The organism is Vagococcus sp. WN80Y, from assembly GCF_059621045.1.
Window position 1 is genome coordinate 1 of the sequence record NZ_JCAQHY010000120.1, and the last position, 23,993, is coordinate 23,993.

Here is a 23,993-nt window from a genome sequence, read left to right on the forward strand (position 1 = left end):
ATCTTAAGGGATGCGTGGAGCGGTGCTCTAGTTGACTAGAGTTCTTCACACAGTAGAACTTAAGAGAGGAAAATACAAACCAAATTGGAGGAAACACAACATGGCAGTAATCTCAATGAAACAGCTATTAGAAGCTGGTGTACATTTTGGACATCAAACTCGTCGCTGGAACCCAAAAATGAAGAAATACATCTTCACAGAAAGAAATGGTATCTACATCATCGACTTACAAAAAACTGTACGTCTTGCTGATGATGCATACAACTACATGAAGAACGTTGCTGAAGATGGCGGGGTTGCTTTATTCGTAGGAACAAAAAAACAAGCTCAAGAAGCTATTAAAGATGAAGCTATCCGCGCTGGTCAATACTATGTAAACCACCGTTGGTTGGGTGGAACTTTAACTAACTGGGATACAATCCAAAAACGTATTGCACGTTTGAAAGAAATCAACAAAATGGAAGAAGATGGCGTATTCGACTTACTTCCTAAAAAAGAGGTTGCTGGTTTAAACAAACAACGCGACCGTCTTGAAAAATTCTTGGGTGGTATCGCTGATATGCCTAGAATTCCAGACGTAATATTTATTGTTGACCCTCGTAAAGAACGTATTGCAGTCCAAGAAGCTCATAAATTAAATATTCCAATCGTTGCAATGGTTGATACTAACTGTGATCCAGATGAGATCGATGTTGTTATTCCATCAAACGATGACGCTATTCGCGCTGTGAAATTAATTGCAGGTAAAATGGCTGATGCAATCATCGAAGGTCGTCAAGGTGAAGATGAAGTTGTGGAAGAAACATTTGTAGCTGAAGAAGCTGTTGTAGAAGAAGCAACTTCAATTGAAGAAATTGTTGAAGTAGTTGAAGGCGACAACGCTGCTGAATAAGACTTAAAAATTGAAACTGTCTCAAAGGCTATTGATCCGTTGGCGAAACTAAGTAGCCCAGACCTCCTTTGAGGCAGTTTTTTGAAATGTAAGAGACAGATAAAGGTATATAATAACTAGGAGGTAACAAGATAATGGCGAAAATTAGTGCTGCTATGGTAAAAGAATTACGTGACGCGACTGGCGTTGGAATGATGGATGCTAAACGTGCTTTAGTTGAAGTTGATGGAGACATGGATAAAGCGGTAGATTATTTAAGAGAAAACGGAATGGCGAAAGCTGCTAAAAAAGGCGACCGTATTGCTGCTGAAGGTTTAGCGAATGTTTACATTGATGGAAATGTGGCTGCTATTGTTGAAGTTAACTCTGAAACAGACTTTGTTGCTAAAAACGATATGTTCCAAGAGTTAGTTAAGGAAATTGCTCAATTAGTAGCTGAAAACAAACCTGCTAATATGGAAGAAGCTTTAGCAATCGAAACGCCTAATGGCACGATTGAAACAATTGTTTTAGAAGCAACAACTAAAATTGGCGAAAGAATTAGTTTCCGTCGTTTTGAATTAGCTGAAAAAACAGATAATCAAGCATTTGGAGCTTACTTACATAATGGTGGCACAATTGTTTCATTGGTAACTTTAGATGGAACAACTGATGAAGCTGTGGCAAAAGACGTTGCAATGCACGTTGCAGCAATTAACCCTCGTTTCGTTACTCGTGAAGATGTACCTGCTGATGTGTTAGAGCATGAAAAAAATATTTTAACAGAGCAAGCATTGAACGAAGGCAAACCAGCTAATATCGTTGAGAAAATGGTTGGCGGTCGTTTACAAAAATTCTTAGCTGAAATTAGTTTAGTTGACCAACCGTTTGTTAAAGATCCAGATACAACTGTTGCTAAATTTGTAGCAACTAAAAACGCGACAGTTAAATCTTTCGCTCGTTTTGAAGTTGGCGAAGGTATCGAGAAGCGTGAAGAAAACTTTGCTGATGAAGTGAAAAATCAAATGAAATAATTAACTGTCTGTAAGAGTTGGACAGTTGGGAACGCAACTGTGATGGGTTGCGCTCCCTTTTTTTAGGCAAATTTGGCTACGACATGTTCGGATTCAGTAAACTGTGATAAAATAGGATAGTAGGATAAACGGAGGTAATATTGATGATTGAACCTAAATATAAGCGAGTTATTTTAAAAGTAAGTGGTGAAGCGCTTGCTGGTGATGAAGGCTTTGGCATAAAGCCCCCAACAATTGAAGAGATTGGCAAAGAGATTAAAGAAGTTCATGAATTGGGAATTGAAATTGCGATTGTAGTAGGTGGAGGAAACATTTGGCGTGGTACGATAGGCGCTGAGATGGGAATGGAACGTGCCCAAGCAGATTATATGGGAATGTTAGCCACCGTCATGAATGCCTTAGCATTACAAGACACTCTAGAAAATTTAGGTGTGCCAACTCGTGTTCAAACGTCAATTGATATGCGTCAAATTGCAGAGCCTTATATTCGTCGTCGTGCCGTTCGCCATTTAGAAAAAGGGCGTGTCGTCATTTTCGCGGCTGGTACGGGTAACCCGTATTTTTCTACAGATACGACAGCAGCTTTAAGAGCAGCTGAAATTAATGCAGATGTTATTTTAATGGCTAAAAATAACGTGGATGGAGTTTATTCAGCGGATCCTAAGCATGATGCGGATGCGACTAAGTTTACAGAATTAACGCATCTTGATGTTATCTCAAAAGGGTTGGCTGTGATGGATTCTACGGCAAGTTCTTTAAGTATGGATAATGATATTCCATTGGTTGTTTTCAATTTAAATCAACGAGGGAACATTAAACGTGTTTGCTTAGGTGAGAATATCGGTACAACAGTAAGGGGGAAATAAATGATGGTCAAGGAACTATTAGCAACAACAAAGGAAAGAATGGTCAAGGCAGAGGAAAGCTTGGGACGTGAGTTAGGACAAATCAGAGCAGGACGTGCTAATGCGAGTCTTTTAGATCGGGTTCAAGTAATGTATTATGGTGCTCCAACACCACTAAATGCCTTAGCGTCAATTACAATTCCTGAAGCGCGAGTGTTAATGATCACGCCTTTTGATAAAAATTCAATTGAAGATATTGAAAAAGCAATCAATCAAAGTGATATTGGCATTACGCCAGCAAATGATGGTAATGTGATTCGCTTGGTTATCCCGCAATTAACGGAAGATCGTCGTAAAGACTTAGCTAAAGAAGTTGGCAAATATGCTGAGAGTGCTAAAGTCGCTGTGCGTAATGTACGTCGTGATGCCATTGATGAATTGAAGAAAAAAGAAAAAGCAAAAGAAATTTCAGAAGATGAGTTACGGACATTAGAACAAGATGTTCAAACGCTAACTGATGCTAGCACGAAGGCAATTGATAAAATTACTGCGGCTAAAGAAACTGAATTATTAGACGTATAGAAACAAAGTGAAGGATGGGACATATGTCCCATCCTTCACTTTGTTTTACGCATATTATAAGATAAATGTGTTCCAAAAGTCTTCTTACTCCCCATTGTTTTAGGGAGTGAAATTGACAGAGTATTCGGAACAAAAGGGTTTTGGTACAGTCCCCTTAGGATTATCTTAGGTTATTTTTTTAAGTTACGCTTAAATGCTACTTGTTGGTTCTTTAGTGGCTCTTTGACGTATTTTTTTTTGTGGTTAAGTTTAGTTGCAACTACTTGCTTATGGTTCCGCTGTCGATTCATATTTAGCTTGCTCATACAAAACATCCTTTCGTATGATTATAGCTAATACCATGGGGCGGAAGAAACTAGGAGAATGAGACATTGCCACACACTTATACGAAGGTGTAGGAATAGACTATGCCTCAACTTTTTATGTGCCAAAATATTCGACAAGACTAGATAAAATAAACCATCAGTCACGATAATAGAAAGGTCGAATTAAGAGTTTTTCCGCATACTTTACCCATGCAAGGTAAAGCTATAATCAATTAATTATGTTGACTGGCAGATTTTGTCTTAATAATCACTTTTCTAAAGCCTCCTTATCGGCACATATTTCTGCATTCATTCTAACAGGTAACCGCTTTATTTGTCAATAGGATGTTGTGTAATTGAAAAAGTATAAAATATTGCTTAAATTTCTGTCATTCTTACAGATAAATCACTGATAATACGTTCTTTTAATAGGATTTTATTCTATACTTTGCTACAATGATAAAGAGTATAAAGTTTATAAAGGGAGGCTTATGATGTTTCGTCTATTTCCTCAGAAAGAAAAATACGTTAATACTAATATGGAGTGGACTCTGGATCAAGATGGAGAGATTCCAGCTCATGTTGCCGTTATTATGGATGGTAATGGTCGTTGGGCTCAAAATCGTCGTTTACCACGAGTTGCGGGTCATAAAGAAGGCATGAATAATGTCAAAAAAATAACAAAAAAAGCAAGTCGTTTGGGAGTGAAGGTCCTAACATTGTATGCTTTTTCAACAGAAAATTGGAAAAGACCGACAGATGAAGTGGATTATTTAATGCAGTTGCCTGTTGAATTTTTTGATGCCTTTGTTCCAGAGTTAATTGCTGAAAATGTCAAAGTCAACGTGATGGGGTATACTGAATTTTTACCTGAACATACCAAAAAAGCTGTAGCGGATGCGATGGATCAAACAAAGAATAACACTGGAATGATTTTGAATTTTGCGTTGAATTATGGTAGTCGTGCTGAGATATTAACAGCGGTTAACAATTTGGTGCAGCGAGCAGCAAAAGGTGAATTGGCTGGGCAGGAGATTACTGAAGAGCTTTTTTCTGAACAATTAATGACGGCATCTCTTGGTAGTGAGCTACAAGATCCTGATTTATTAATTCGAACGAGTGGAGAAGAACGAATTAGTAATTTTTTACTCTGGCAAATTGCCTATAGTGAGTTATTTTTCACCGAGGCTCTCTGGCCTGATTTTGATGAAGTTCATTTAGAGCAAGCTTTAGCATCATATCAGCAGCGCAATCGGCGGTTTGGTGGCTTAATTGAAACAAAAGAGAGTGATGATGTGACAGTGGAAGAAGGAGAAAGTTAGAATGAAGCAACGTGTTATCACGGCAGTTATTGCCTTGGCCTTATTTATCCCCGTTATTATTTATGGAGGGATTGCAATTCAATTAACAGCAGCAGCTTTAGCCGTTGTTGGCGTACATGAATTATTCAAAATGAAGGGGCTAGAATTGATTAGCTTTGAAGGGGTTTTGGCTGCTCTTGGAGCAGTTACACTTGTTTTACCGCGAGATACTTGGTTTTTCTTTCTTCCAGAGAAAGCTGATACCTATATCTTGTTTTATGTGATCGTGATGGTACTATTAACGGCTGCAGTATTTTCACGAAATACATACACCTTTGATGAAGCGGCTTTTCCAATATTGACTAGTCTATATGTAGGAATGGGGTTCAAAAGCTTTTTATTAGCGCGAGGTGCAACAGCAGATTTAACTATTTTAATTTATGGGTTAATTGTTGTTTGGGCGACTGATATTGGTGCCTATATGATCGGCCGGCAATTTGGTAAACGGAAACTAGCACCTGCGATTTCACCTAATAAAACATTAGAGGGGTCAATCGGAGGGATACTTTGTGCAGTTGTTTTTGCAGCAATCTTTTTTGCTTTTTTCTCAGCTAAGACTTATTTTGGCTATGATATGTGGGTAATGTTGCTTTTCACAGTTATTTTCTCAGTCGTGGGCCAAATGGGCGACCTTGTTGAATCGGCTTTTAAACGGCACTATGGCGTGAAAGACTCTGGGAAGATATTACCAGGACATGGGGGAATCTTAGATCGTTTTGATAGTATGCTATTTGTTTTTCCCGTGATGCATCTTTTAGGTATTTTTTAAAGAATCAGTTTAATTTAGGAAAAACTCAGAAGTGCTGGAACCCTTTTGTTCCAGCCTTATTTTGTCTACTTAGTGAGTGACATAGTTTTAAAGCAAGGAGTAGTTGTATGAAAAAAATATGTTTATTAGGTGCGACTGGATCAATTGGTAGTAGCGCAGTTGAGGTAATCACTGCTTATCCAGACCGTTTTCAATTAGTCGCTCTTTCTTTTAATCAAAACATGACACGTGGTCGCCAATTAATTGAACGATTTCAACCTGATTATGTGGCCGTAGGGTCAGAAGAGCTGGCTTTAATTCTGGAGAAAGAATTTCCACATGTGACTGTCGGCTATGGAGTGGAAGGGTTGAAAGAAGCTGTACGGCTTTCTGAAGTTGAGATGGTCTTAACGGGAATTATGGGAAGTGTTGGACTTGAGCCGACTTTAGCTGCGATCGAAGCAGGTAAAGAGATTGCGTTAGCTAATAAAGAAACGCTAGTCATGGGTGGTGAATTAATCATGGCAGCAGCAGCTAGGAATCGTGTCAAGTTATTACCTGTAGATAGCGAGCATTCAGCGATTTTTCAATGTTTAGAAGGGCAACCTCGTGAAAATGTGGCAGAGTTACTTTTGACCGCATCAGGAGGGAGCTTTCGTGATTATTCTCGTGATCAGCTTAGAACAGTGACTGTTGCAGAGGCTTTAGCACATCCGAATTGGGCTATGGGGTCTAAAATCACGATTGATTCTGCGACGATGATGAACAAAGGGTTAGAAGTTATCGAAGCAAGATGGTTGTTTGACGTGAATTATGATAGAATAAAAGTTGTTTTACATCGTCAAAGTATTGTTCACTCAATGATTGTCATGGAAGACGGTGCCTATTTAGCTCAATTAGGAGCGAGTGACATGCGAGAGCCTATTCAGTATGCGTTAACCTATCCGCAGCGTTTACTGATAAAGCCGAAGAAAGCCTTTGATTTGGCAACTATTGGTAACTTGCAGTTTGAGGAGATGGATACAGAGCGATTTCCATTACTTAAGCTAGCTTATGAGGTAGGTCAAGTAGGTGGGACTATGCCGACGGCTTTTAATGCCGCGAATGAAGTAGCGGTTGCGGCTTTTTTAAAGGGGCGTATTAGTTATTTGGCTATTGAGTATTATGTTCAACAAGCGGTTGCTGATTATCAAAGTCAAAGAGTGTTGAGTTTGGAGCAATTGTTAGCAGAGGATCAACGAGTAAGACAAATTGTGTACAATAAAATAAAGGAAGGAGAGTGCAGATGAAAACTATTTTAACATTTATCTTTGTTTTTTGTGTGATTGTGATTGTTCATGAATTAGGGCACTTTCTATTTGCTAAGTGGTCAGGAATTTTAGTTCGGGAGTTTTCAATTGGGATGGGGCCTAAATTATTTGCCCATCGCGGAAAGGACGGCACCACTTATACATTGCGTTTACTGCCAATTGGTGGTTACGTAAGAATGGCCGGACTTGGTGAAGAGGAAGTCGAAATAACTCCTGGACAGCCAATATCATTGGAATTGAACGAGCAACATGTGGTAACACGTATCAATACAAGTAACAAAGTACAGCTGCCAAATAGTGTGCCGATTGAAGTGATTCAATTTGATTTAGAAGAAGAGTTATTTATTAAAGGGTACGTCAATGGTGATGAGGATCAGGAGATGCGCTACAGCGTAGATCATGATGCTTCTATTATAGAAGCCGATGGTACGGAGGTCAGAATTGCGCCGAAGGATGTTCAATTTCAATCGGCTAAGCTTTACAAACGATTTTTGACGAATCTAGCGGGTCCACTGTTCAATTTGATTTTGACTTTTGTTATCTTCACATTGATTATGTTTATGCAAGGTGGGATGAGTGAGCCAGATTCAAGTAGTTTGATTGCTGGTGTGGCGAAAGGCGGAATCGCTGATAAAGCAGGGATAAAACCAAATGATAGAATTGTCGCGATTGATGGTGAAAAAATTACCACTTTTGAAGAGGTTGTTGCAGCAGTAGATAAGCATAAAAACCAAGAGGTTGAGGTGGTTGTTGAACGTCAAGGCAAAGAAGAAAAAGTGATGATGACACCAAAGGAACAAAAGCAGGAAGATGGTAGTTCAAAAGTGATGATCGGTATTCAAAGTGGGACTAAGTTTACTAAGTTGTCTTTTGGCGAGAAATTTAAAGCAGCAGTAGCGAAAACCATTGCAAGTACGACGGTCTTAATCTTAGCAGTTAAGGATTTGATCTTTGGCTTTAGTTTAAATAAGTTAGGTGGCCCAGTGATGATTTTTCAACTATCATCACAAGTTGCGAACGAAGGGTTTATTGTTATCCTGAATTTTATGGCAATGTTAAGTATCAATTTGGGGATCATGAATTTGTTACCAATTCCAGCTTTGGACGGCGGTAAGTTGGTGCTAAATATTGTTGAAGGGATTCGCCGAAAACCGTTGAGTCCTGAAAGTGAAGGGAAAATTACCATTGTTGGGTTTGCGGTTATTATGATTTTGATGGTCTTAGTGACCTGGAATGATATTATGCGGTTTTTCTTTAGATAAAAGTTAGGGTTGGAAAAGGAGATTTTGCTAAATGAAACAGTCAAAAATGTTAATTCCTACATTACGGGAAGTTCCGAATGATGCTGAAGTAGTGAGCCATCAGATGTTGGTCAGAGCGGGGTATATTCGTCAAGTGACAAGTGGTGTATATAGCTATTTGCCGCTCGCGACTCGAGTACTTGAAAAAATCAAACAAATTATGCGTGAGGAATTTGAGGCAATTGAAGCAGTGGAGATGCTGATGCCAGCAATAGTTCCCGCAGAGTTATGGGAAAGATCAGGTCGCTATGACACCTATGGTCCGTTACTAATGAAATTGCATGACCGTCATAACCGTGAGTTTATTTTGGCGCCAACTCATGAGGAAACATTTGCTGATTTAATTAAGAATGAAATTGCCTCATATAAACGTCTACCACTGTCACTTTATCAGATTCAAACGAAGTATCGCGATGAAAAACGTCCACGTTTCGGATTATTAAGAGGTCGTGAGTTTATCATGAAGGATGGTTATTCTTTTCATTCGTCTGAAGAAAGCTTGGATGAAGGTTATCGTCTATATGAAAAAGCTTATACCCGTATTTTTGAGCGCTGTGGATTAAACTTTCGGGCAATTATTGGCGATGGTGGTGCGATGGGCGGCAGTGATTCGAAAGAGTTTATGGCGATTGCAGATGTCGGCGAAGATACTATTTGTTATTCGTCAGAGAGTGATTATGCAGCAAATTTAGAGATGGCAACGAGTCTTTATGTAGCCCCTAATGCTCATACCACAATTTTGGAGAAGGAAAAAGTTGCGACTCCAAATGTTGGAACGATTGAGGAAGTTGTGAATTTCTTAGGGAAGGATATTCAACAAACAATTAAATCAGTCTTGTTTTCCGCAGATGGTGAATTGGTTTTAGCGTTAGTCAGAGGAGATCATGAAGTAAATGACGTTAAGTTAAAAAATTATTTGAAAGCAAGTGTTGTTGAACCAGCGACACCAGAAGAAGCTGTCGAAGCGCTGGGAGCTGATTTTGGTTCGATTGGACCTGTTGATTTACCTGAGACGGTTAAAGTAATAGCCGATCTATATGTGAAAGATATGGAAAATGCAGTCGTTGGAGCTAACGAAACAGGCTATCATTTGCTTAATGTTAATCCAGGGCGAGATTTTGAGCCAGTTGCTTATGAGGACATTCGTTTTGCTCAAGAAGGAGATCTTTCGCCAGATGGTGAAGGGGTTTTGCAATTTACTAAGGGGATTGAAATTGGTCATATTTTTAAATTGGGAACTCGTTACAGTGAAGCAATGGGGGCGACTGTTTTAGATGAAAATGGTCGAGATGTTTTAGTTACCATGGGAAGTTATGGAATTGGTGTTAGCCGTTTAGTTTCAGCAATAGTGGAACAGAATGCAGATGATGATGGTATGAACTGGCCGAAAGGAATAGCCCCTTTTGATTTGCATGTGGTGCCAATCAATACAGCAGATGAGTATCAAATGAAATTAACCAATGAAATTGAAGAAATGATGGTTCAAGCTGGCTATGAAGTTCTGATTGATGATCGAAAAGAACGACCAGGTGTTAAATTCAAGGATGCTGATTTGATTGGCTTGCCGATTAGAATTACAATTGGGAAAAAAGCAGTCGACAGTATTGTTGAAGTGAAGATTCGCCAAACAGGTGAAACGCTGGAAGTTCGCAAGGATGAGCTAGCAAGTACATTGAGTATTTTACTAAATCCAGAGAGCACTGATTAATTAACAGGGATTATTCTGGTTGGAAAAACTGCTAAAAAAAGAGTATAATAGGAATGTAAAAGAGGCATCTCAGCAAATCTTTTGTTGAGTGTCTCTTTCTGTTAAGGGCGTTTGAAGCCAAAGTTGCTGACAACGTTTTTCAGGAGGAGGTTAAAGTGTGTTAAACCCGCAAGAATTATTTGCAAAATTAGTTGATCAAATGAATTTGGATGAAACAATGCGGAACGATTCGCTCATTCGTCAAGGTGCGGTTGAAAAAGTAATTGTCCATAAACAAAGTCGAGTTTGGGAGTTTTATCTTCGCTTTCCTGAGATTTTACCAATTAAGTTGTATTCATTACTGAGTCAAAAACTGACGATGGCCTTTGAGTCGATTGCGTCAATTCGCTTACATATCTTAACGACTGAGTCAATTTATACAGATGCTCAGTTGAAGGATTACTGGGCTCTAGGAGTGAATAATGCTCAATGTAATAAAGCTATCGTGAATGGGGCACTTAAAGATCAATTGCCTTTTATTGACGATGACCGAATTGTTATTTTGGTTGATAATGAAGGGATTATTAGCTATTTGAAACAGCAGTATTTACCGGCAGTTGAACTTGCTTATCAAGATTTTGGGTTTCCAAAGTTTCGCATTGATCCTAGAGTAAATGTGGAAAAGGCTGAAGAAAATCGGCAAGCCTTTGCGATTCGTCAGCAGGAACAGCAAGAGCGAATGATGGAAGAGGCTGCTGCCGCAATTGAAAAAAATGAACAATTAAAACAACAGAAGAAAACGGAAGCACCTGCTTTAGAGGGGCCAGTTCAAATGGGTCGTCAAATTAATAATGATGAGCCAATCACACCGATGAACGCGATTATTGATGAAGAACGCAGTGTGGTGATTGAAGGGTATGTTTTCGATGTGGAAGTTCGTGATTTGCGCTCTGGCCGTCAAATTCTAATTGTGAAGTTAACTGACTATACGTCTTCTTTTGCAGTTAAGAAATTTTCTAATGGTGCTCAAGATGAAGCCGTGTTTGCTGCGATTAAAAAAGGGAGCTGGCTACGAGTCCGTGGCGGGGTTCAGGAAGACACATTCATGAAGGATTTGGTTATGAATGGTCGAGATTTAATGGAAGTTAAAAAAGCGGGTCGTAAAGATTTGGCACCAGAGGGACAAAAGCGCGTGGAATTACACTTGCATACCAACATGAGTACGATGGATGCGGTCAATGGTGCGAGTGATTTAGTAGCTCAAGCTGCTAAGTGGGGGATGCCAGCTGTGGCTATTACGGACCATGCTGGTGCTCAAGCTTTTCCAGATGCTCATGGAGCGGGTAAGAAGCATGGCATTAAAATTTTATACGGGATCGAAGCCAATGTGGTTGATGATGGCGTGCCGATTGCTTACAACTCGCGACATATTGAATTAACTGATGCAACTTATGTGGTATTTGATGTTGAGACAACTGGTTTGTCAGCTGTTTATGACACGATTATCGAGTTAGCAGCTGTTAAAATGCACAAAGGAAACGTCATTGATACCTTTGAACAATTTATTAACCCAGGCCATCCACTTTCTCAAACAACGATTAACTTGACGGGAATTACCGATGATATGGTGCGTAACTCTAAGTCAGAAGAAGAAGTTTTGAAAATGTTTCGTGAGTTTTGTGCAGAGGATATTCTTGTTGCCCATAATGCAAGTTTTGATATGGGATTCTTAAATACTAGTTATGAAAAATATGATATTCCGGAAGCCCCTAACTCGGTGATTGATACGCTGGAGCTCTCTCGTTTCCTTCATCCAGATTGGAAGAGTCATCGTTTAAATACGCTGGCTAAGAAATATGGTGTTGGGTTAGAACAGCATCATAGAGCTGTCTATGATTCAGAAACGACAGGTCACCTATGTTGGATATTCTTGAAAAAAGCGAAAGATGAACATGATATCAATTTTCATGATGAATTAAATGAGCATGTTGGAGAAGGGGACTCTTATAAAAGAGCAAGACCTTTTCATGCGACAATCATGGCAACGACTCAAGATGGATTGAAAAATCTATTTAAGCTGATTTCTATGTCTAATATTGATTTTTATTACCGAATACCACGAATCCCACGCTCTCAATTAAGTAAATTGCGTGAAGGCTTAGTGATTGGTTCTGCCTGTAGCGGTGGGGAAATTTTTGAAGCGATGATGCAAAAAGGGATTGAAGAAGCGAAAAATCGTGCGAAATTTTATGATTACATTGAAATAATGCCGAAGCCAGTGTATTCTCATCTGTTAGAACAGGAGTTAGTTAAAAATGAAGCTGATTTGGAAGAAATTATTCGTAATTTAGTTAAAATTGGTGACGAACTCGATAAGCCTGTTGTCGCAACGGGAAATGTTCATTACATTGATAAGACGGATGCGATATACCGAAAGATTTTGGTTAATTCAATGGGGGGAGCGAATCCTCTAAATCGCCATTCTTTGCCTGATGTTCATTTTAGAACGACAGATGAGATGTTAGCAGATTTTGAGTTTCTTGGTACAGAGTTAGCTCAAAAAGTAGTTGTTGATAATAGTTTACTGATTGCAGGCTGGTTTGAAGACATTACCCCAGTTAAAACAGACTTGTATACACCTAAAATCGAAGGTGCTGAGCAAGAAATTACTGATCTGAGTTACAATGAAGCAAAACGGTTGTATGGCGAACCTCTACCTGATATTGTTGAGAAGCGTTTGAAAAAGGAACTCGACAGTATTATTGGTAACGGGTTCTCAGTTATCTATTTGATTTCACAAAAATTAGTGCATAAAAGTTTGGAAAATGGCTATTTAGTTGGGTCTCGTGGCTCGGTTGGTTCTAGTTTTGTTGCCACTATGACAGGGATCACAGAGGTTAACCCTCTGGCACCTCACTATCGCTGTCCAAAGTGTCAGTACACTGAATTTTTTGAGGATGGATCGATCGGTTCAGGGTTTGATTTACCTGAAAAACAATGTCCAGAATGTGATGTTCGTTTGTTTAAAGATGGCCATGATATTCCTTTTGAAACGTTTCTGGGCTTTCATGGAGATAAGGTTCCCGATATTGATTTAAACTTTTCAGGAGATTATCAAGCGAAGGCTCATGAGTATACAAAAGATTTATTTGGTGATGAGTATGTCTATAAGGCTGGTACAATTGGAACGGTTGCGGACAAGACAGCTTATGGCTTTGTAAAAGGTTATGAGCGAGACAATAATATGAATCTCCGCAATGCTGAAATTGATCGCCTTGCTAAAGGGGCGACAGGAGTAAAGCGGACGACAGGTCAGCATCCGGGGGGGATTATTGTTATCCCCGATTATATGGATGTCTATGACTTTACGCCGATTCAATATCCAGCGGATGATCAGAACGCCGATTGGAAAACGACTCACTTTGATTTTCACTCAATTCATGACAATGTTTTGAAGCTAGATATTCTGGGGCATGATGATCCAACCGTTATTCGGATGTTGCAGGATTTATCTGGTATTGATCCAAAAACAATTCCTACAGATGACCCTGAAGTTATGCGGATTTTTTCTGGCCCTCAAGTATTGGGAGTAGAACCAGATCAGATCTATTCTAAGACAGGTTCATTGGGGATTCCTGAGTTTGGGACAAAATTTGTTCGTGGAATGTTGGAGCAAACTCATCCAACAACTTTCGCAGAGTTACTACAAATTTCTGGTTTATCCCACGGGACGGATGTTTGGTTAGGGAACGCGGAAGAATTGATTCGTCAAGGCAAACAAACTCTTGCTCAAGTAATTGGGTGTCGGGATGATATCATGGTTTATTTAATTCATAATGGACTAGAAGATGGCTTAGCCTTTAAGATCATGGAAAGTGTTCGTAAGGGGAAAGGAATCCCAGATGATTGGCAAGTAGATATGCGTGCTGCGGGTATTCAAGAGTGGTACATTGATTCGTGTTTGAAAATTAAGTATATGTTTCCTAAGGCCCATGCGGCAGCGTATGTTTTGATGGCCTTACGTGTGGCTTACTTTAAAGTGTATTACCCGATTCTTTATTATGCGGCCTATTTCTCTGTTCGGGCGGACGACTTTGATTTAGTCGCGATGGCTCAAGGGAAAGAGGCAGTTAAAGCGCGAATGAAAGAGATAACCGACAAAGGAATGGAAGCCTCAACGAAGGAAAAAAATCTGTTGACCGTGTTAGAATTGTGTAACGAAATGATTGAGCGTGGCTATAACTTTGGAATGATTGATTTGTATAAATCTGATGCAGAGAATTTTGTGATAGAAGGCAAGACGTTAATTGCTCCTTTTAGAGCGGTTCCGAGTTTAGGTGGAAACGTGGCAAAACAAATTATGATTGCTCGTGAAGAGCAAGAATTTTTATCAAAAGAAGATTTAGCGACTCGAGGAAAAGTTTCTAAAACATTAATTGAGTATATGACGGAAAATGGTGTTCTAGATGGTTTACCTGATGAGAATCAATTATCATTGTTTGACATGTTATAAAAAAATAAGAAGAGAAGCACTGACTTTTTTGTCAGGCTCCTCTTCTTATTTTTTTGTTAAGGTTAGGCTAATTAGATGTGGCTTATTATTGATTCGGAAAGGAAATGAGCTATTAGCTAAACCACGACTGACAAAAAGGGTTGTTTCTGGCTTTTTGTCGCTTGTATATCTACCATTGGTATAGTGAGGTAGCCAGCCCTGATTCGGGGCTAAAAGACCATCTATGAAAGGAAGGCGAACCTGACCGCCATGAGCATGACCAGATAAAATGGCTTTGACTGGATAAGAAGCAAAGTTGGCAACATAATCAGCAAAGTTTTCTGGATGATGGGCGAGAATTAAAGCTGGTTGTTCTTTATTAATCTTGATTTTTTTCTCAGCGGGTAAATCAGTAACATTATTCATTAAACCAATTAAGGTGAGAGGAGACCCGTTGAGAGTAATAGTTGTTACTTGATTTTCAAGTAAGGTGGCATCAGAGTCGAGCATGAGTTGTCGCCACTCCTCGTATTGCCCACTAGTAGGCTCGTGATTACCCTCAATAACATAAGTTGGAGCAATCTTAGCTAATTGGTTAATCAGGCCTTGAATTCCAGACTGCGTGACATCGTCAGTTCGGTCAACTGTGTCACCTGTTACGAGAATGATATCTGGGGAAGTAGCTTTTGCTGCTGACAAGAGTTTATTCTGAGAAACGCGAAGATGTCCATAATGGATATCAGAGACATGTAGAATGCTTAGTTGATCGAGAGCACCAGGCAAGTCGTTGATCTTAATTTTTTCATTGGTAACCTCTAATTGACGATTAGTCCAGTAGCCTATAAGGCAGAATAGACCTACTATACAAAGCAACGTGGCTATTAAGATAAGTTTTTTCATTAGTTGTTCCTTCTTTCAATTGCTGAAAGGTTATTATAGCGAGTATCAAAGTGATTACCAATGTCTTTATTTAAAATTTAACTGATTATTAAGAAACCATCTTTCTTATTTTTGTATGAGTAGTCTCAAAATGGTTTAATAGTGTATAATTATTTATAAATGTTCTAAGAGTTAAGAGAGGTACTAAAATTAAAATGGAGGTGTTGTGCATGCAAACACGAAAAATTGGGATAATCGGTACAGGACATGTTGGTTCACACGTGGGGTTTGCTTTAGCTATGCAGGGAGAAGTAGATGAACTGGTGATGATTGATTCAGATCGTGAAAAGGCTCTGGCTCAGTCCTTAGATATCAGTGATGCGGTTAGCTATTTGCCCCATCATGTTGAGGTCTCTGCAGGTGAGTATGATCAGCTGGTTGATGCTGATTGTGTGGTTATATGTGTTGGTCCTCCCTCTGGACCCAGTGAAGATCGTCTAGATGAGTTGGAAGAATTAGTAGGGGTTTTGGATGATGTTTTGCCCCAGTTAAAGGCCAGTGGCTTTAATGGTTTTATTATCAATATCTCTAATCCAGCAGATGTCATAGCAACCTATATTCAAGCTAATTTGAACTATCCTAAAGAGCAAATTTTAAGTACAGGGTGTGTGTTAGACTCGGCTCGTCTACAGAGCCAGTTAGCCAACATTTTGAATATAAATCGTCAGTCAATTAATGCGTTTTGCTTGGGAGAGCATGGCTTTTCGGCTATGATACCTTGGTCCCATGTGGCGATCAGTGGCCAGCCGTTGTCTGCCTATTTGGCGACTCAAGATTTGGCTAGTTTGGATAATAAGCATCTTTTACAGGAGACAAAAGATGGTGGTTATCAAGTGTTGCTAGGAAAAGGTTCAACCGAATTTGGAATTGCGACAGCTTTAGTCGAAGTGGTGAAGAGTATCTATCACAATCAACGAAAAATTTTGCCTGTTTCAGTCTATTTAGACGGGCAGTATGGACAAGAAGGTATCTTTGCCTCCGTTCCAACCATCGTTGGCAAAAACGGGGTGGAACAGATAGTTAATTGGGAATTAAGTGATGAGGAACAAGCCCAATTTGATTATTCTTGCGAAGTAATTCGTCAAAATTTTGCTAAAACTCACTCATTTTAATCTAAAACTTAGAAAAAAGTTGATACTATCATACTTTGGTTGAGTTTTCAGAAAAAACATGTTATAATATTCAAAGATTGATACTTGATGAGAGAGTGAGCGCACAACGCTCACTCTTTTTGATGGAGAAACAGATTCCCATGAAGGAGGCGAATGGATTGAGTAGTGTAGTGGAAACTGTTACGAAGGTTGTCACGCCAATCTTAGAAGAGCAAAACTTTGAGTTAGTAGATCTAGAGTTCGTGAAGGAAGGTAAAAACTGGTTTCTACGAGTCTTTATTGACAAACCGAATGGCATTGATATCGAAGAATGTGCATTAGTTAGTGAAAAGCTAAGTGATGCGATGGATTTAATGAATCCAGATCCCATTCCTCAAGCATACTTCTTAGAAGTCTCTTCTCCTGGAGCTGAACGACCATTAAAAAAAGAAGCGGATTATGAAAACGCCATTGGCGAGTATATTCATGTCTCACTTTATTCGATGGTTGAAGGGGAAAAACAATTTAACGGCTTTTTAAAAACATTAAGCGCTGAAGAATTGACCTTAACAGTTAAAATTAAAACAAGAGAAAAAGACATTACCTTTGAACGCAAAAATATTGCCAAGGCAAGATTAGCAATTCAGTTCTAGATAAAGACAAACGGAGGCATAGTAAAATGAGTAAAGAAATGTTGAATGCCCTAGAAGCATTGGAAGTAGAAAAAGGCATTTCGAAAGAAATAGTCATCGAAGCTTTAGAAGCAGCCCTCGTGTCTGCTTACAAGCGTCACTACGGACAGGCTCAAAATGTGGAAATTGAATTTGATAATAAAAAAGGCAATATTCATGTTTATGCGGTAAAAGAAGTTACAGAAGAAGTCATGGATTCCCAATTAGAAGTGAGTTTAAAAGAAGCATTATTGTTAAATGGGGCCTACGAATTAGGTGATAAAATTCGATTTGAAGTCACTCCAAAAGACTTTGGTCGGATTGCAGCTCAAACGGCGAAGCAAGTAATTTTGCAACGAGTGAGAGAAGCAGAAAGAACCATTATTTATAACGAGTTTAGCGCCTACGAAAATGATATCATGCAAGGAATTGTCGAGCGCCAAGATAATCGTTATATCTATGTTAACTTAGGTAAAATCGAAGCGGTTCTTTCTCGCCAAGATCAAATTCCTAACGAAGTGTATCAACCTCATGATCGAATCAAAGTTTATGTGTCCAAAGTCGAAAATACATCTAAAGGACCTCAAGTTTTCGTTAGTCGGAGTCATCCTGATTTGTTGAAACGATTATTTGAGCAAGAGATTCCTGAAGTGTATGATGGCATTGTTGAAATTGTCAGCATTGCTCGTGAAGCTGGCGACCGTGCGAAAGTAGCAGTCCGCTCTCGTGATGAGAATGTTGATCCAGTCGGGACGTGTGTCGGCCCTCGCGGTCAGCGTGTGCAAGCAATTGTTAATGAGTTAAAGGGTGAGAATATGGATATTGTGGAGTGGAGTGAAGATCCAGCGATCTTTATTGCTAATGCACTAAATCCTGCCCAAGTTGTTGACGTCTTTTTTGAAGAAAATGAAAAATCATGTACGGTTGTGGTACCTGATTATCAATTATCACTGGCTATTGGCAAACGAGGACAAAATGCTCGTTTAGCGGCAAAATTAACTAATTTTAAAATCGACATTAAATCTGAATCCGATATGGAAGAGATTCGCAACCAACTAGTGGATGAAGAAGTAGTTGAGTCAGAGATTCTTTCAGATGACTACAGTGTCGATGAATACGAAGAACAAGAGTTAGCGATCGAAGATGAATCTATCAGTGACGCCATCGAAGAAGAACTTGAGTATGAGGAAGAGGTCGATCAAGACCTTTATGAATCTGCAGATCAGGTTGCGGAAGATTTAGTTAACGACGATTAATCCTAGGAGGCGATAGAGATGAAACAGCGAAAAATTCCTTTAAGAAAATGTGTGGTTTCAGGTGAAATGAAGCCGAAAAAAGAAATGATCCGTGTTGTTCGCTCGAAAGAAGGGGCTGTGGCAATTGATCCAAGTGGAAAGATGCCAGGTCGTGGAGCGTATGTTTCTATTGAACCAGAAGTGGTGCAAAAAGCTTGGGATAAACAACTCTTAAATCGGGTGTTGGATGCAACGTTAACTGATGAATTCTATCAAGAATTATTGGACTATGTCACACATCAAAAAGCCAGACAGGAATTGTTAGGTAAATGATGACACGGCAAAAGGCCCTTAATTTACTAGGCATGGCAATGCGTGCTGGCAAACTTATTTCTGGTGAAGAATTGACCTTAGCGGACATTCGGGCCCAGAAAGTTAAGCTTGTTTTTGTGGCTACAGATGCTAGTGACAACACAATTAAAAAGATTCAAGATAAAAGTTCTTATTATCATGTTCCTTGTGTGACGGAATTTACTCAGGCGGAAATTAGCCATGCTATTGGCCGAAGCCGCATGATTATAGGTGTTCGTGATCAAGGATTTGCTAAAAAGTTACAAGAGTTATTATCAAGTTAGGAAGGTGATTGCATGGGTAATAAACGAATTTATGAATTAGCCAAGGAAATCGATCAATCGAGTAAGGCGGTTATTGATCGAGCACATTCTCTTGGCATTGACGTAAAAAATCATATGGGCTCTATTAGTGCTGATCAAGAAACCAAAATACGTGGTGCTTTCGGAGGTCAGGCAAAGAAAAGCTCTCAGCCAGCGCAGTCCAACAAGCCAGTTCCAAATAAACAGGTGGCAAATAATCAACCGAATCAGGCTCACGGCGGAAATCAACGTCCACAAGCTACAGGGAATAAGCCACACTCACAACAACAAAATCTAGATAAAAGAAAAGGAAGTACGACATCGCAGCGTTCAGGCGGTACAGAAAATCAAACTAAAAATATGACAAATAAACCTACAACTGGAAATACGCAAACTAACCAAAGTGGCGCAAGTCGTCCAAAACAAAATACGTCTAATCAACGCCCACAAGGCCAAGGTCAGGGAAATCGTCCACAAGGACAAAACAGCCAACGCCCACAAGGCCAAGGTCAGGGAAATCGTCCACAAGGACAAAATAGCCAACGTCCACAAGGCCAAGGACAGGGAAATCGTCCACAAGGACAAAACAGCCAACGCCCACAAGGTCAGGGTAATCGTCCACAAGGACAAAACGGCCAACGTCCACAAGGCCAAGGACAGGGAAATCGTCCACAAGGACAAAACAGCCAGCGCCCACAAGGTCAAAGTCAAGGTCGTCCGCAAGGGCAAACAGCGACTCAAGGGACAAATACCACGAATCAACGTAGTGGTTCAGGTCAAGGTGGCAATCAAAACCGTAGTAACTATCGTGGTAATCAACAAGGCGGTTATAATAATCAAAACCGTAATCGATTTAACAAAAAGGGCAAAAAAGGCAAACGTTACCCAGAATCAACGAAGCCAGCTGTTCCGCCACGTAAATTTAAAGAATTACCAGAAATCTTAGTCTATTCTGAAGGCATGAATGTTGCGGAAATTTCTAAAAAAATCTTCCGTGAGCCAGCAGAAATTATTAAAAAGCTATTTATGATGGGGGTCATGGTTAACCAAAACCAAGCCCTTGATAAAGATACAATTGAATTGTTAGCGGCCGATTATGGTATTGGGGCTGAAGAGAAGGTTCAAGTTGATGTGGCCGATATTGATAAATTCTTTGAAGAAGAAGCCATTGTTGAAGAAAACCTAGTGACTCGTCCGCCTGTGGTAACAATCATGGGACACGTTGACCATGGTAAAACCACGTTGCTAGATACGCTTAGAAATACTAAAGTATCTCTAGGTGAAGCAGGTGGGATTACTCAGCATATCGGGGCTTACCAAATTGAAGCAGGTGGAAAGACTATTACTTTCTTAGATACACCTGGACATGCGGCCTTTACGAGCATGCGTGCACGTGGTGCTAGTATCACCGACGTCACAATTTTAGTTGTTGCTGCAGATGATGGGGTTATGCCTCAAACAATTGAAGCAATCAACCATGCTAAAGCAGCAGAAGTGCCAATTATTGTTGCGGTTAACAAGATTGATAAGCCAGGAGCGAATCCTGATCATGTGATGCAACAATTAAGTGAGCACGGATTGATTCCAGAGGACTGGGGTGGCGATACAATTTTTGTGCCAATCTCAGCTAAGTTTGGTCAAAATATTGATGACTTATTAGAAATGATTGTACTTGTTTCTGAAGTCCAAGAGCTAAAAGCTGATCCAACTCAAAATGCTATCGGTAGCGTTATTGAAGCGCGTCTAGATAAAGGAAAAGGTCCTGTAGCGACATTGCTTGTCCAACAAGGAACTCTCCGTGTTGGTGATCCTATTGTTGTCGGAAATACTTTTGGTCGAGTTCGGGTGATGACAAATGATATTGGTCGTCGCGATAAAGAAGCTGGTCCTGCTACACCAGTTGAAATTACTGGTCTAAATGATGTGCCTCAAGCAGGAGATCGTTTTGTTGTGTTAGAGGATGAGAAAACAGCTCGTGCAGCAGGTGAAGAACGTGCAAAACGCGCGTTGTTAGAGCATCGTGCACTAGGTAGTCGTGTGACATTAGATAACTTATTTGAAAGTCTTAAAGAAGGCGAATTAAAAGAAGTTAATGTCATTATTAAAGCCGATGTTCAAGGTTCTGCAGAAGCTTTAGCGGCTAGCTTACAAAAAATTGAAGTTGAAGGCGTTCGAGTTAAAATCGTTCATTCGGCTGTAGGTGCGATCAACGAAAGTGATATTACCCTAGCGGCAGCAAGTAATGCGATTATCATTGGTTTTAACGTTCGTCCAACAGTTCAAGCGAAGCAACAAGCAGATTCTGAAGAAGTTGATATTCGTCTTCACCGAATCATCTACAATGCGATTGACGAAATTGAAACGGCGATGAAAGGGATGCTAGATCCTGAATTCGAAGAGAAAATTACGGGTCAAATGATGATTCGTGAAACGTATACTGTTTCTAAAGTTGGAACTATCGCAGGGTGTTACGTAACTGAAGGTGTGATTAAGCGTGATAGTGGTATCCGCTTGATTCGCGATAATATCGTCATTCATGAAGGCAAGTTATCAAGCTTGAAGCGCTTTAAGGATGATGCAAAAGAAGTTAAGATGGGCTTTGAATGTGGCGCAACTATCGAAAATTACAATGATATTAAAGTTGATGATGTTATTGAAGGCTTCGAAATGGTTGAAATCAAACGTAAATAAGCGAGAAAGTGAGGAAATATCATGGTAAAATATCGAGACCGTAGAGTTGCACAAGAAGTCCAGCGGGAAGTGAATGATATTCTCCAAAAACGCGTTCGCGATCCTCGTGTCAAAGACATTACTATCACGGATGTTCGTGTGACTGGTGATTTGCAGCAAGCAACTATTTATTATAGTACATTGTCTGACAAGGCATCTGATGTCGAAAAGGCACAAGCCGGATTGGAGAAAGCAACTGGTTTGATTCGTAAAGAGTTAGGCCAAAGACTTCAGATTTATAAAACACCTGAATTAGTTTTTGAGCGTGATGCGTCTGTCGCTTATGGCAGTCGGATTGACGAATTAATTCGCAATATGAATAAGAATGATTAGTAACAGAAGAGAACAACTGTAATGGTTGTTCTCTTTTTTTATGATATCATTAATAAACTGAAAGTCAGAGCTCAAATTTGCACAAAAGCCTACTGAAGTAAGCTTAAATTCGCGATTTAATCACGTTTATCAAATTTACGATAGCCGATTTGACTGATAGTGTGTAATTTTAAATTGTTCTCAAAAAAGGAATTAAATCAGATGATTAAGTGCTATAATAGATGTACAATTTTCATAGCTAAGTGGATTAATACTGATAAGGCATTGATAAAAAATATGGCTGCATAAAATTATCAGTCAATTTGCTGTTTAAAAGAAGAGTTTTCAGTGGAATAAGTGTTATTATATGCGTGATGCTATCACGCACAATTTTGGGTTTCTACTTTTCAAAGAATCAACTTAAAACATAGGACGATTAGCTGAAAAATGAGTGATAGCAGTGAAATTGGCTATTTTTAAGAAATGGATTTATTTGTGAAAAAACAGCTATGCGTGATAATTTCATGCATTGTCTCTGTTGTTCTTTTAAACAGAGGAGTGGATTTTTCAAATATAGCAAGGTCTATGCCTCTAATTATTTCATTAAGGAAGTCATGTACTTCTAATTTATGTTATTATATGCGTGATAGTATCACGCACAATTTTGGGTTTCTACTTTTCAAAGCTTTTACTTAAACCATTGGGTGAATATCTGAAAATCGAGTGATAGCAATGACATTGGCTGTTCTTGAGAAGTGGATTTATTTGTGGAAAAACAGCTATCCGTGATGGTTTCACGCATTGTCTCTGTTGTTCTTTTAAACAACAGATTTTAGTATATATGATACCGACATTCATGAGAGGTTATGTGGTCAGCAGAAGTAGTGGGATTGTGCTTTTCTACAAAGATAAGCACGAGACCTTTTCGTACTGGCTGTGATATAATAAAGAAATACGAGTGGGAGGGGAATGAATGTTTAAGTACGATAATCTGAGTGAATTGTCGGAAGTTGAACTCGCTATCTATCAATTTATTATTGATAATGATGATAAAATTGCTTATATGCGTGTTCGAGATATTGCAGAAGGCTCTCACACCTCTCCAACATCTGTCATGAGATTTATACGAAAAAATGGTTATGATTCTTTTCCAGAGTTTAAACTAGCCATAAAGGGAACGGTTAAGCCATCGCCATTGGCAAGTGGATTAGATGATTATTTCGATATTCTCAATCGTAAAAATTTTAAAAATGATTTAGAATTGAAAATTAATTATTGTGCGGAGTTGATTTTGCAATCTGGTACAAGTCTTTTTATGGGAATTGGTGCGTCTGGTGCAATTGGTAGTTATGCCAGTCGAAAAATTGCTAATTTAGGATTTAATTCATTTTCCTTAACGGATCGAACCTATCCATTTAAGACCCGTCTTAATAAGGATAAATTGAATGTTATTTTTATATTGAGTGTTTCAGGAAACACCGTGGAAATGTTGGATGTTGCGAATCAAATGTTAGCAGATACTAATACAAAAGTGGTTGTGATAACGAGTGATTCTTCGAGTAAACTTGCTCAAAAAGCTGACTATTATGTGGATTATATAAGCCATCATGATCGTTCACACGTGTATCATGATCTATCTAGTCAAATTCCTTGTGTCTTTATCTTAGAGTTAATTATTAATCGGGTTCGTCAATTACAAGCATTGTGATGAGCTTGGGACATAAGTCTAAACGAAAAATCCAGATACCAGTCAAATTGATTGGCATCTGGATTATTTTGTTGTACAAAAATAAGAACACTTTTGCTAAAATAAAAGTAACCAAACA

19 protein-coding genes and 1 pseudogene are annotated in these 23,993 nt (G+C 39.2%); 18 read left to right on the plus strand and 2 right to left on the minus strand.

The window, feature by feature from the left end; all coding sequences use genetic code 11:
• Nucleotides 1-100 precede the first annotated feature (100 nt).
• The 4 genes from rpsB to frr all read left to right on the plus strand — a co-directional run bounded on the left by rpsB (nt 101) and on the right by frr (nt 3,332).
• Complete coding sequence (rpsB, locus tag AC5KOD_RS05140) at nt 101-892, plus strand: 30S ribosomal protein S2 (protein WP_496913463.1); 792 nt, start codon at nt 101-103, stop codon at nt 890-892.
• Between the two features lie 134 nt (nt 893-1,026).
• Nucleotides 1,027-1,905 carry a translation elongation factor Ts gene (tsf, locus tag AC5KOD_RS05145; protein WP_496913464.1) on the plus strand — a complete coding sequence of 293 codons (879 nt, stop codon included), beginning with the start codon at nt 1,027-1,029 and terminating at the stop codon, nt 1,903-1,905.
• A gap of 143 nt (nt 1,906-2,048) precedes the next feature.
• Entirely contained in the window at nt 2,049-2,771 is a 723-nt protein-coding gene (gene pyrH / locus AC5KOD_RS05150; RefSeq protein WP_496913465.1) for a UMP kinase, read from the plus strand.
• Nucleotides 2,772-2,774: 3 nt separating this feature from the next.
• A complete protein-coding gene (gene frr / locus AC5KOD_RS05155) occupies nt 2,775-3,332 on the plus strand; it encodes a ribosome recycling factor (RefSeq protein ID WP_496913480.1) in 558 nt (185 codons plus the stop codon).
• Nucleotides 3,333-3,502: 170 nt separating this feature from the next.
• Here frr and AC5KOD_RS05160 read toward each other — a convergent pair whose 3' ends face one another.
• Nucleotides 3,503-3,637 carry a hypothetical protein gene (locus tag AC5KOD_RS05160; protein ID WP_496913466.1) on the minus strand — a complete coding sequence of 45 codons (135 nt, stop codon included), beginning with the start codon at nt 3,635-3,637 and terminating at the stop codon, nt 3,503-3,505.
• A gap of 494 nt (nt 3,638-4,131) precedes the next feature.
• Between AC5KOD_RS05160 and uppS the strand changes: the two genes are divergently transcribed.
• The 6 genes from uppS to AC5KOD_RS05190 all read left to right on the plus strand — a co-directional run bounded on the left by uppS (nt 4,132) and on the right by AC5KOD_RS05190 (nt 14,557).
• The gene (uppS, locus tag AC5KOD_RS05165) at nt 4,132-4,959 is read left to right on the plus strand and encodes an undecaprenyl pyrophosphate synthase (RefSeq protein ID WP_496913467.1); all 828 of its coding nucleotides are present in this window, start codon (nt 4,132-4,134) and stop codon (nt 4,957-4,959) included.
• A 1-nt stretch (nt 4,960) separates the two neighbouring features.
• On the plus strand, nt 4,961-5,767 hold the full coding sequence (locus tag AC5KOD_RS05170; RefSeq protein ID WP_496913468.1) for a phosphatidate cytidylyltransferase: 807 nt from the start codon (nt 4,961-4,963) through the stop codon (nt 5,765-5,767).
• A 107-nt stretch (nt 5,768-5,874) separates the two neighbouring features.
• A complete protein-coding gene (locus tag AC5KOD_RS05175) occupies nt 5,875-7,035 on the plus strand; it encodes a 1-deoxy-D-xylulose-5-phosphate reductoisomerase (RefSeq protein ID WP_496913469.1) in 1,161 nt (386 codons plus the stop codon).
• A complete protein-coding gene (gene rseP / locus AC5KOD_RS05180; protein ID WP_496913470.1) occupies nt 7,032-8,318 on the plus strand; it encodes an RIP metalloprotease RseP in 1,287 nt (428 codons plus the stop codon). Before AC5KOD_RS05175 ends, rseP begins: the two co-directional genes overlap by 4 nt.
• A gap of 31 nt (nt 8,319-8,349) precedes the next feature.
• A complete protein-coding gene (locus AC5KOD_RS05185; RefSeq protein WP_496913471.1) occupies nt 8,350-10,065 on the plus strand; it encodes a proline--tRNA ligase in 1,716 nt (571 codons plus the stop codon).
• Between the two features lie 157 nt (nt 10,066-10,222).
• Nucleotides 10,223-14,557, plus strand: a complete 4,335-nt coding sequence (locus tag AC5KOD_RS05190; protein WP_496913472.1) for a PolC-type DNA polymerase III — start codon at nt 10,223-10,225, stop codon at nt 14,555-14,557.
• Between the two features lie 45 nt (nt 14,558-14,602).
• Here the strand turns inward: AC5KOD_RS05190 and AC5KOD_RS05195 are convergent, their stop codons facing one another.
• Nucleotides 14,603-15,436, minus strand: coding sequence for a metallophosphoesterase (locus tag AC5KOD_RS05195; protein WP_496913473.1), 834 nt, complete (start codon nt 15,434-15,436; stop codon nt 14,603-14,605).
• Between the two features lie 209 nt (nt 15,437-15,645).
• On the opposite strand from AC5KOD_RS05195, the gene AC5KOD_RS05200 reads away from it, so the two are divergent.
• The 8 genes and pseudogenes from AC5KOD_RS05200 (at nt 15,646) to AC5KOD_RS05235 (ending at nt 23,875) form a co-directional block, all read left to right on the plus strand.
• A complete protein-coding gene (locus AC5KOD_RS05200) occupies nt 15,646-16,587 on the plus strand; it encodes an L-lactate dehydrogenase (RefSeq protein WP_496913474.1) in 942 nt (313 codons plus the stop codon).
• Between the two features lie 158 nt (nt 16,588-16,745).
• Complete coding sequence (gene rimP / locus AC5KOD_RS05205; protein ID WP_496913475.1) at nt 16,746-17,219, plus strand: ribosome maturation factor RimP; 474 nt, start codon at nt 16,746-16,748, stop codon at nt 17,217-17,219.
• Between the two features lie 26 nt (nt 17,220-17,245).
• Nucleotides 17,246-18,281 (plus strand): annotated as a pseudogene (gene nusA / locus AC5KOD_RS05210) (transcription termination factor NusA); the annotation flags it as partial.
• Between the two features lie 230 nt (nt 18,282-18,511).
• On the plus strand, nt 18,512-18,805 hold the full coding sequence (gene rnpM, locus AC5KOD_RS05215) for an RNase P modulator RnpM (protein WP_496913476.1): 294 nt from the start codon (nt 18,512-18,514) through the stop codon (nt 18,803-18,805).
• Nucleotides 18,805-19,107: a YlxQ-related RNA-binding protein gene (locus tag AC5KOD_RS05220; protein WP_496913481.1), complete on the plus strand. Its 303-nt coding sequence runs from the start codon at nt 18,805-18,807 to the stop codon at nt 19,105-19,107. The genes rnpM and AC5KOD_RS05220 overlap by 1 nt, the downstream gene beginning before the upstream one ends.
• A gap of 12 nt (nt 19,108-19,119) precedes the next feature.
• Nucleotides 19,120-21,816, plus strand: coding sequence for a translation initiation factor IF-2 (gene infB, locus AC5KOD_RS05225; RefSeq protein WP_496913477.1), 2,697 nt, complete (start codon nt 19,120-19,122; stop codon nt 21,814-21,816).
• A gap of 21 nt (nt 21,817-21,837) precedes the next feature.
• On the plus strand, nt 21,838-22,188 hold the full coding sequence (gene rbfA / locus AC5KOD_RS05230; RefSeq protein ID WP_496913478.1) for a 30S ribosome-binding factor RbfA: 351 nt from the start codon (nt 21,838-21,840) through the stop codon (nt 22,186-22,188).
• Between the two features lie 952 nt (nt 22,189-23,140).
• Nucleotides 23,141-23,875 carry a MurR/RpiR family transcriptional regulator gene (locus AC5KOD_RS05235; protein ID WP_496913479.1) on the plus strand — a complete coding sequence of 245 codons (735 nt, stop codon included), beginning with the start codon at nt 23,141-23,143 and terminating at the stop codon, nt 23,873-23,875.
• The last annotated feature ends 118 nt before the right edge of the window (nt 23,876-23,993 follow it).